This is a genomic window from Micromonospora deserti, from assembly GCF_003236335.1.
Classification (GTDB): Bacteria; Actinomycetota; Actinomycetes; order Mycobacteriales; family Micromonosporaceae; genus Micromonospora; species Micromonospora deserti.
In genome coordinates this window covers 1-10,029 of the sequence record NZ_POUB01000224.1, presented here as the reverse complement: position 1 = coordinate 10,029, position 10,029 = coordinate 1, and the positions used below count along the sequence as shown (strand labels likewise).

Annotated in this window: 9 protein-coding genes and 1 pseudogene; 7 read left to right on the top strand and 3 right to left on the bottom strand. The window is 68.6% G+C overall.

The window, feature by feature from the left end; genetic code table 11:
- Positions 1–241: 241 nt before the first annotated feature.
- Positions 242–1,435, top strand: coding sequence for a hypothetical protein (locus tag C1I99_RS32395; protein ID WP_146604039.1), 1,194 nt, complete (start codon positions 242–244; stop codon positions 1,433–1,435).
- A 665-nt stretch (positions 1,436–2,100) separates the two neighbouring features.
- Positions 2,101–2,973, top strand: coding sequence for a PhzF family phenazine biosynthesis isomerase (locus C1I99_RS24310; RefSeq protein WP_233512684.1), 873 nt, complete (start codon positions 2,101–2,103; stop codon positions 2,971–2,973).
- A gap of 87 nt (positions 2,974–3,060) precedes the next feature.
- Here C1I99_RS24310 and C1I99_RS24305 read toward each other — a convergent pair whose 3' ends face one another.
- The gene (locus C1I99_RS24305; protein ID WP_111136522.1) at positions 3,061–3,672 is read right to left on the bottom strand and encodes a TetR/AcrR family transcriptional regulator; all 612 of its coding nucleotides are present in this window, start codon (positions 3,670–3,672) and stop codon (positions 3,061–3,063) included.
- A 27-nt stretch (positions 3,673–3,699) separates the two neighbouring features.
- Positions 3,700–5,124 carry a pyridoxal phosphate-dependent decarboxylase family protein gene (locus tag C1I99_RS24300; protein ID WP_233512683.1) on the bottom strand — a complete coding sequence of 475 codons (1,425 nt, stop codon included), beginning with the start codon at positions 5,122–5,124 and terminating at the stop codon, positions 3,700–3,702.
- A gap of 227 nt (positions 5,125–5,351) precedes the next feature.
- Between C1I99_RS24300 and C1I99_RS24295 the strand changes: the two genes are divergently transcribed.
- From C1I99_RS24295 to C1I99_RS24280, 4 genes are all read left to right on the top strand, one after another.
- Entirely contained in the window at positions 5,352–5,846 is a 495-nt protein-coding gene (locus C1I99_RS24295; protein WP_111136521.1) for a MarR family winged helix-turn-helix transcriptional regulator, read from the top strand.
- A gap of 119 nt (positions 5,847–5,965) precedes the next feature.
- Positions 5,966–6,592, top strand: coding sequence for a DsbA family protein (locus C1I99_RS24290; protein ID WP_111136520.1), 627 nt, complete (start codon positions 5,966–5,968; stop codon positions 6,590–6,592).
- A 40-nt stretch (positions 6,593–6,632) separates the two neighbouring features.
- A complete protein-coding gene (locus tag C1I99_RS24285) occupies positions 6,633–7,439 on the top strand; it encodes an MBL fold metallo-hydrolase (protein WP_111136519.1) in 807 nt (268 codons plus the stop codon).
- A gap of 2 nt (positions 7,440–7,441) precedes the next feature.
- Positions 7,442–7,852 (top strand): nuclear transport factor 2 family protein, encoded by a 411-nt coding sequence (locus C1I99_RS24280; protein WP_199562376.1) that lies wholly within the window; start codon positions 7,442–7,444, stop codon positions 7,850–7,852.
- Between the two features lie 47 nt (positions 7,853–7,899).
- Here C1I99_RS24280 and C1I99_RS35045 read toward each other — a convergent pair.
- Positions 7,900–7,986: pseudogene (locus C1I99_RS35045) on the bottom strand (TfoX/Sxy family DNA transformation protein); the annotation flags it as partial.
- A gap of 279 nt (positions 7,987–8,265) precedes the next feature.
- Between C1I99_RS35045 and C1I99_RS24270 the strand changes: the two are divergent.
- Positions 8,266–10,029: eCIS core domain-containing protein (locus tag C1I99_RS24270; RefSeq protein WP_146604038.1), on the top strand; the 1,764-nt coding region annotated here is incomplete at its 3' end.

The window sequence follows — 10,029 nt, the reverse complement described above, 5'->3', positions numbered from 1 at the left end:
GGGTTGAGGTTACTGCTTCCTCCGGCGGGGGCCAGACGACTCCAGGATGGAGTTGCCGAACGCTTCCGGGTCCGTGGGTGGTTGGGGTGAGATGCCATCCCGCCAGCCACCGACCCAGGCAAGCCGAGCAGACCAGGGGCCAGGGTGACAAGGTCGTACGTCCAGTAGGGCGCTCCACCTTGTCACCCTGGCCCCTGGCCCGCTCCACGGTGTGTGGGTCGGCGGCAGACGGGATGGCGCAATGGATGTGGTGGTGCTGGCAGCGCCCTGTCATCATCAGGGAATGTCCGGCGCTGAATTGTACTCTGCGAGCACCTTTCGACTGAAGGTCGCGAACGATCTTGAAATACGCCCGATCATTCATTTTGAGCCAGAAGAATACCAGGTTTCTCCGGAAGACTTTGTTTACGACTTCCGTGGAGCTGAGTGGCTAAAACTCTGCGAGATTATGCCGGCGATCCGCGAGCTCGGCACTCCGCGGATCGGGGGAGAGTCGCTGAATCGATTTTCTCGATTTGCGACTCCTGAGGAGTATTCGGACGCGCTTGTAGCAAGCATTGCGGTCGAGACTAGCGCCCAGCTCTTCCGCGTAGGCGAAGATGTGATTGGCCGAATCGTGCTGGAGTATCTGATTTATGGACTGACGGAATCCATGGAGGATGAAGAATTTGAATTCAGGATCGCCGGCATGTTGGACAGATGGGGGTTTTCGATACTCTCTCATCTTCCAGCGGGCGAGGGGTGGTCGGTGGCCCTGCATATCCCCGGGGATTACCTGACGCTTGCTGACCTCTCGCGATTTGTGGACGAGCTTTGCACTGTTGCATTCATACCGGTACCCGTAGGGGGGGATCTTCGGAGCCGGCAGATCGCTCGTGGACTCTTGCTGGCCGGCAGGCCGGAGGCGCTTGTCGGAATGGCCGAGTGCGCTTGGATGGACGCGAAGAGTCAGGGATACGACCTAGATTCTGAGATCGGACGTATCGAGCTGGCCCGAGACGTAGCGCGCTTTGCGAACTCTGAGGCTGGTGGATTTGTGGCTCTTGGGTTACGTACTCGGAGACGGGGAGGTAGGGACGTCATTGTAAAGACATCACTTCTGGAGCCAGATGATCGAACTCCAGAGCGGTATAGGAGTGTAATCGATGCGCGGGTGTATCCGGCTGTCAGGGGACTCTTTATTGAGCAGATACTCGTGGGGGATCGGGCAGCCATCATAATTGATGTGCCATCCCAGGCGGAGCATGATAAGCCCTTCCTTGTCCACGGTGCAATCGTGGAGGGAAGGGCTGAAGGTTCCTTTATATCGATTGTTCGACGCAGAGGTGAAGAGTCAATCAACATTGCCCCTGCTGCAATTCATGCAATGCTTGTTTCGGGTCGGCGGGCTTTGGAAGGATCGGCTGCTGAGACCGGCTCCACTTTAGAGCGCTAGCTAGGGATGGCTGCTTGAAGCTGCTGAGCCGGGACCGGCTAGCCGGCTAAGGTGCTACGTCAGCAAGAAGTCAGCGAGAGGTCTGGCAGCGCCTGCCACTAAGCGGCCTGCAACGCTGCTCAGCCAGGAGCCAACGGCAACAGAAGGCACGGGTTGACCGGTTATGGCAGACGAGATTGACGTTCACACCGAAGAGGTCACTGGTTCGATCCCAGTATCGCCCACCATAGGTAGCAGTGCGCGAACCGCATCAGCGGATCGTATTTGATCAAGGGCTGGGCCTTCTAGGTCCGGCCCTTGTCTGTCTGTGGCGACGGGGATCTTGAAGATCGGCGTGAGGCTGTCGTCGGAGTTGATGACGATTTCGTGGATCAGGGCTTCGAAGAGGGCTTTCCTGGCGATGTGGTTGCCGTGGTCTAGGACATCGCGGATACGAGCGTGGATTTTGGCAGGTCGGCCGGCGTTGGTGCGGCGGGTGGCTGGTCGAGTTCGAGTTGTGCCTTGCGGGCGCGTAGCTGTCGAGACTGGTCTCGAAGGGCGGCCAACCGCGTTCTGAAGGTCCGGAGCAAACGGGTATCCACGCGCCGACGATAGGCCAGCCATCGGAAAACCCGATATCAGCCATGAATATCCATCGTTTGTCTCGATGGGTGGCAGCTGGCAGAGTGGCCGGCGTGACCACAGAAACCCACACCGAGGTGCTGCGTTACTCCGCCTTCAGCGCGCACCCCGAAGGCGGCAACCCAGCCGGTGTCGTGCTCGACGCATCGACGCTCAACGAGGTACGCATGCGCGCGGTCGCCGCGGAGGTCGGCTATTCGGAGACCGCGTTCGTCACCGCCGGCGATGCTGGGCAACGCCGGTTCTCACTGCGCTACTTCAGTCCCCTCGCCGAGGTGGCGTTCTGCGGCCACGCCACGGTCGCCACGGCTGTCGCCCTGGCCGAGCGCGGCGGCCCGGGCGAACTGGTCTTCGACACCGCCGTGGGCGAGGTCCCGGTCGTCACCGTCCGCGATGCCGATGGGCTCATTCAAGCCGCGCTCATCAGCGTCGCCACCCACTCCCGCCCGGCCGAGGACGCGGAGCTGGACGCGGCGCTCACCGCACTGAACTGGCGGCGAACTGACCTCGATACGGCGCTGCCGCCGCACGTCGCCTTCGCCGGCAACCACCATCTGGTGTTGGCAGCCGGCAGCCGGCACCGATTGGCAGACCTCGCGTACGACTTCGACGCCCTTGCCGGGGTGATGCAGCGTTACGGTTACACGACCGTGCACCTGGTGTGGCGCCAGAGCCCGAACACCTTCCACGCCCGCGACCCGTTCCCGATCGGCGGCATCGTCGAAGACCCCGCTACCGGCGCGGCCGCAGCCGCATTCGGCGGCTACCTTCGTCAGCTCGGCCTGGTGTCGGAGGCCACCAGTATCGTCATTCACCAGGGCGTGGACATGGGCCGCCCCAGTGAGCTGCTCGTCGGAATCGACCCTGTCGACCCCCGCGTACGCGTGACCGGCCACGCCGTGCGGATCGTCGCCTGACCCGGCCGGCCGGTGGACAACCGGTCAGCTGGGCTTCGGGGACTACGAACGGATGCTGTGGTGGCGGGAACGCGAGCGGGCACCGCACTACCCACAGGATGTGCCTGCGGGGCCGCGGAGTAGCTCCAGGAAAGCGTCGAGTTGTGTGGTGAGGGTCTGGGCGGTTTCCAGGTCGGGCATGAGAGTCGCGGTGATCTGCGCCCCGAGCAGCGCGGTGAGCAGGTGTCCGACGATGTCCTCGTCCGGGATCGGGGTGCGCACCTCCCCGGCGTCGCGGGCTTCGCTGAGGTGGCGCTGCAGTTGTGTGCGCCACTCGCGCATGGCGCGCTCGTGCCGCGCGGCGAGGTGGGCCGTGGTGAGCGCCTTGTGCCAGAAGGGCAGGACGACCCGGGCCTCGTCCCGGGTCGTCTCGTCCAGCGGCAGGATCTCCCGGCAGTAGGCGCGCAGGGCCGCCAGGCCGTGCTTGCCGGCGGTGGCGGCGACCATGCGGCGGCCGGTCTGGACGTAGATGTGGTCGAAGGCGGCGGCGAGCAGGTCGTCCTTGGTCGCGAAGTACGGTTTGAGCGCGCCGTTGGCGAAGCCGGCTTCGGCGGCGATCGCCGCCATGGTGGCGGAGTCCCACCCGGTGCGGGCGATCGTGCGCCACGCTGCCTCGATGATCTCCACCCGGCGTTGGTCGTGGTCGACGACCTTCGGCACGGCTGTCCCCCTCCCGACCCGCCGCCGCTACCCCTGGCTGTCCCCGAGCAGGTCGAGAACCTGCTGGTGCAGCGAGGGTATGTGCTGCTCGGTTTCGGGCTTCATCAGCACACTGCGCAGGATCCGGCCGTGCGGTACGTCGGCGACCAGCCGGTGTCCACGCGCGGCCAGGGCGGCGGCGTCGACGCTGTAGGTGGCCACGAACAGCGACTGCGCCGGGGGCAGCTGCATGCCTCTGGCCAGCAGGTGAGCGCTGGCGCGGTCCACTTGCGACAACCGGTCCCGGGTCGGGTAGTAGGTGAGAATGTCGAGCTGCGGGTGCTGGTACAGGCTCAGTTGCTCGCTGGCGGCGATGTGCCGCGACCAGGCCAGCGCGGCGCGCCGGCCGGGGCGCAGCACCGCGCCCAGTCCCTCCGGCGTCAGCGGCAGCAGCCGCAGTGTCAACCACAGGGCGGCGGCTGCCGCGCCCGCCCGCGAGCACTCTAGGGAGATCTCGCCCAGGTGCAGCTCGTCCGAGGTGAAGTAGGTGTAGGGCGAGTCGTGTAGGTAGTGCCTCGCCACACCGGGGTCCTTGAACAGCACCGCGCCGCAGCCGTAGGGCTGCAGGCCGTGCTTGTGCGGGTCGATGACGACCGAGTCGCAGTCAGCGATGGCGGTGAAGGGTGCGGCGGCCACGCCATCGGCGCCGTCGTCGGCGATCAGGCGGAAGAACCCGCCGTAGGCGGCGTCGACGTGCACCCGTGCCCCGTAGCGCCGGCACAGCGCGACGATCTGGTGGACGGGGTCGACCGCGCCCAGCCCGGTGGTGCCCGTGGTGGCCACCACGGTGCCGACCGCTCCGGTACGCAGCAGTTCCTTGAGGGCCTGCAGGTCCATCGTGCCGTCAGCCACCGTGCGCACCGCCCTGCCGTCCACGCCCAGCAGCCGGCACATCCGGGCGTGCGTGTAGTGCGCGTCGGCGCTGTAGGCCACCACCTTGCCCGGGTGGGTCTCACGGGCTACGAACAGCGCCTCGAGGTTGGCGATGGTGCCGCTGCTGGTCAGGTGTCCCAGGTGCTGGTCGAAGCCGAACATGGCTGCCAGCTGGGACACCACCTCCTTCTCCATCCGCGCCGTCGCGGGGCCGCCGTCCAGGGCGTGGTTGTTCGGGTTGACCAACATCGCGGTGACGTAGCCGATGACCGCTACCGGGTGTGGCGGCTTCAACATCTGCCCGATGTAGCGGGGGTGGAAGAACGGATAGTTCTCCCGCAACCGGGTGCGCAGTTCGTCGGCGGCCCGCTCCAGCGCGCCGACCTCGACGTCCAGGGACGGGTGCGGGCTGAAGTCGCCGTACTCGTCCATCCAGCCAGCCATCTCCGCGACGGCGGCCTGCAGTTGCTCGCCGAGCTCCGCGGCGCCGGCCGGGCCGCTGCGCAGCAGCCGGGATGCGGTCTGTGATGCCGTCACCACGTCGCCTCTCCTCCTGGTTCACGCTCACCGTCGCCACGCCGGGATCAGGGGGAGGCGCCGAGGACCCGTTTTTCTATGCCCGTAGAAAATACTGCCGACCCCCTCCTGGCGTCAACGCGCACCCGGTCGACCCCGGAGAAACGCTCCGGCGGGGTGTCGCCATCGCCGGCCAGGCGTCCGGGCATCATCGGAGCATTGGATGCCGAGATCCGAGGAGTGTCGCCGCCGTGGAGGAGAATCCCGAAATTTCTACCGCGAAGGAGGCCGCGGACCATGAGCTGATCCTGGCTTTCGGCCGGCTGCAGGGGGCGGCCAACAGGCTGGAGTACATCCTCGGGCGGGCGGTCGAACAAGAGTGCGGCATCAGCCATCTGATGTTCGAGGTGCTGTTGATCCTGGGAAGGGCGGGCGAGCCCGGGCTGTCCATGGGGGCGATCAGCCGGGAGCAGGTGCTCACCACGGGGGGCGTCACCCGGCTGGTCGATCGGATGGAGGCCGCCGGACTGGTGGAGCGCACCGAAGATCCAGGCGACCGGCGCGGCCGGCTGGTGCGCCTGACTCCGCTGGGCGAGGAGACCGTCGTACGCGCCTCCAATCTGCACTTGGAGAACATCAAGCGGCACTTCCTCGAACCGCTTCCCGACTCCCACCGCGAGCGCTTCATGGAAGACCTGCGGATTCTGAGCCACGCGGCCCGGGACGTGCTGCCCCGCCTTCGCTGACGCCAGAGCGACCCAGATCACACCACCCAGGACCAGCGACAGAAATACCTGATGTGGAAGACTCTGTTTAGTCAGGTAGATGCTCGCGCCGGGCGAGCGCCGGACAACCAGGGGTCTCCATGAAGCTCTGCTACGTCTTCGACGCGTACTGCGGCTGGTCGCACGGGTTCTCCACCACCCTGTCGCAGGTCGCGGCGAGACATCCGGACCTGCCGGTGGAGGTCGTCTCGGGCGGCCTGTTCACCGGCGCGCGCCGGCAACCCATCCGCGCCTTCGGGTACGTGCAGAACGCGAACGCGAAGATCAGCGAGCGGACCGGCGCCGAGTTCGGCGACGGCTACCAGCGGCTGATCGCCGACGGCTCGTTCGTGATGGACTCCGAGGCCGCCGCCCGCGGCATGGCCGCCCTGCGGCAAGCCGCCCCCGACCGGGCGGTCGAGCTGGCCGTGGCGCTGCAGCGCGCCTTCTTCGTCGGCGGACACAGCCTGTCCACGTCGGACACCTACCGCAGGGTCGCCCAAGCCGCCGGACTCGACGCCGACGCGGTCGTCGCCGCATTCCAGGCGCCTGCCGCGCAGGCAGCCGCCAAGGCCGACTTCCGCCGCGCCGCCGAGCTGGGTGTCGACGCGTACCCGACGCTGCTCGCCATCGTGGGCGACCGGGTCATCCCCCTGGTCCGGGGACACGCCGCCGCCGACCAGGTCGACCAGCGCTTGGCCGCCATAACGACCGGCTCACCGCGCTGACCGGATCCACCAGACCATCTCTACTTCACGAGGAGGACTCATGAGCACGCTCGACTTCACCGTTCTCGACCTGGACTTCCCCGCCGGCAGCAAGAACAAGACCGCCACCCTGGTCACCGGGGACTCCGACGCGCTGCTGGTCGACGCCGGGTTCACCCGCGCCGACGGGCACCGGCTGGTCGCCGAGATCCTGGACTCCGGCAAGCGGTTGACCACTGTGTTCATCAGTCACGGGGACCCCGACTTCTACTTCGGCGCGGAGGTGGTGGCCGATGCCTTCCCCGACGCGGCCTTCCTCGCCACCCCGCAGACCATCGCGCACATTCACCACTCGTACGAAGGCAAGCTCAAGGCCTGGGCCGCCCTCGGCGCGAACCTGCCCACCCGGCTGGTCGAGCTGACCCCGCTGAACGGCGACCTCACCTTGGAAGGCCACCGGTTCGAACTGCGCGGCGGGCCGGCCACGCTGCCCGACCGCCACTATCTGTGGCAGGCCGAGCACCGCGCCATCCTCGGCGGCGTCCTGCTCTTCCAGCGCCAGCACGTGTGGGTCGCCGACACCCCGAAGCCCGAGCAGCGCGCCGCCTCCATCGCCCTGCTCGACGAGATGACCGCCCTCGACCCGCAGCTGGTCGTGCCCGGTCACCGGCTGCCCGACGCACCCGCCGACGCCACCGCCATCACCAGCACCCGCGAATACCTGGTCACCTTCGAGGAGGAACTGGCCCGAACCGCCGACGGCGCCGCCCTCACCGAGGCGCTCACCAGCCGCTACCCCGACCACGGCATGCTCATCGCCGCCCAGATCGGTGCCAAGGTCGCCACCGGCGAGATGACGTGGGGGTAACGATGAGCGACTTCACCACCTCCACCGCCCCCGCCGACGTGGTCCGCCGCCAGTACCTCGCCTCCGCCACCGGTGATCTCGAAGCCCTACGTACCACCCTCGCCCCCGACGTGGAGTGGACCGAGATGGCCGGCTTCCCCCTAGCCGGCACGTACCGCACCCCGGCAGGCGTCACCGCCAACGTGATGGAGAAGCTCGCCGCCGGCTGGGACGACTGGATCGTCCACGACGACACCTACGTCGTCGACGGGGAGAAAGTCGTGGTACTGGCCCGCTACACCGCCACCAACAAGGCCACCGGCAAGCCGATCAACGTCCGCGTCGCCCACCACTTCGTCGTACGCGGCGGGCGCATCGTGCGGTTCGAACAGTTCGTCGACACGGCCAAGGTCCGCGACGCCATGACGCCCTGAGGAGCGGCTTCCATGGCCCACAGCAGGTTTCGAGTCAGGCCAGGCGTGCCGGCGTCGCGCAGGTGCCGGTAGACCCCGGCGGCGCCGATGGCATCGAGGTCGGCGGCGGTGTCGATGCCGATGGCCGCGAGCATGCGGGCGCTGGCTGGGCCCAGGTTGCGCGTGCCGTCCATGTCGATGTCCTTAATCCGCCGAGGAGGTCCGGGGTGCTGGCCGCCTCGGTATCGCCAGCGTCGTTGGGCGATGCCTGTACCGTGCCAAAACTCGTGTCGTTGCCGTGAGCTGGCCCGGCCCGTTTCGAGCCGCGTGTACGTCCCGCCGGCTCCGCTGGCGCGGTGATGCTCACCAGCCCGAACGGTCCTTGTTCGACCGTCGGCGCGCCGGCATGATGGGCAGGGACGGATGGAGTTGCGGTGAGCCAAGCCCATGCCATTGCCGCCCCGAGCGCCGCACCGCCCGCGGCGAAGACCGTTCCGACCACCGACCAGCGCCCGTCCGCGTCGCCTCGGCCGGCCAACGGGTCCGAGTTCGGCCGGGTCGCGTTCGAGCGGGCGTTCGCCGACCCGGCCCGGCCCGTCCACGGCGCGGTCCGCGCGTCCGTCGAGGCCGCAACCGGCGTGTCGCTGGCCGGCGTACGGGTGCACACCGGCCCGCACGTGCGGACGGCGGCCCGGGCCGCCCGCGCCGCCGCGTTCACCGTCGGGCGGGACATCGGGATCGCGGTCGGGCCGGGGCAGGCGGTCCCCGACGTGTTACTCACCCACGAGCTGATCCACGCCGCCCAGCAGTCCGGCGACGGGGATGCCGCACCCGACGACGCGGAGGCGCAGGCGCACCACGCCGCGCACGACCTTGACGCGCTTGGGTCGCTGCGCACCACCGGCACGTCGTGCGTCGCGTTCGCGCCCGAGGACTGGCTGCACACGACCCCGGATGTTCGGCACTACGGGTTCACCGAGCTGGTGGACGAGCTGCGCGCCGTCGACGAGTGGCTCAACCGGCAGATCGTGGGCTCGCAGGAGACCGACCGGATGATGGAGGCCAAGGAGGCCCTGCAGGCGGAAATCGCCCGCCGGCAGGCCGCCATCCGGGCCGCCGACCGGCCGCCACCGCGACGCCGTGGTCGCGGCAGGGCGGGGCAGACGCCCGCCCAGCCGGAGCTGCCCGAGCAGACCGAGATGCCGCGCATCCTGCGGGAGCGGAACAGCAGGCAGCTCACCGACCCGGCCGAGATCCGGGCCGAGGTGGACCTGATCACCGCCTGGTTGCAGCGCCCGGACCTGAGCCGGGACACCCGGTGGATCCTGCGGCAGGAGCTCGCGGCGCTGGAGCCCGGCCTCGGCGCGGAACTCGGCCAGGCGAGCGCCCAGCGGCAGCAGCAGCGACTGGCTCGCGCCCTGTCCCCGGCGGCGGGCACGGACCGGTCCGGCGTGCTCGCGAACATCCGGCTGATCGAGTCGATCCGGCCCTACCAGGAGCAGCCGGGCATGGCGTACGTCATGCACGACGGCGAGGTGCTCGTCTTCCCGCAGGAACTCGCCGACCGGGTCCGCGCCGAGGTCACCGCCGCCCTGCAGGAGGCAGCGCGCCGGGCGCGGGACATGAACGACAGCACCGAATACCGCATGCGCGAGCACATGCGACTGAACTATGAGGACCAGTACGTCGTCGGCTTCGTCGTCAGCGTCGTCAGCGGCGAGGAGCCGGTCGACGTCCAGCGGCGCATGCTCGACCCGATGGCGGACTCCAACATCGCGCTCAGCCGCTACCGCAACGCCCAGCGACGCGGCTCGCTGACCGAGATGGCGGACGCCGTCTTCACCGCCGTGGAGAAGGCCGACCAGGCGCAGACCATCGTGCTCGAGGGCATCGACCGGGCGATCGCGGCGGCCGGTTCGATCGTCACCGGGCTGACCATCACCCGGAACCTGGCGTTCGCGGTGGCGCTGTCCATCGGTGCGATCCTCGCCGCCCCGGTGGTCGCGGCCGGCGTCGCCGGGACCGGCGCGACCGGCCTGCTCGCCACCGGCATGACCGCGGTCGGCACCGGGGCCGTCGTCGGCGGCGAGGGCTTCCTGCTCGGGTTCGCCGGTGGGGCGGGCGGTGAGCTGGTCGCCGGCCACGGTGGAGAGGCGGCGCTGCGGACCGGCCTGAGCGAGGGGCGACGGGGCGGCGGG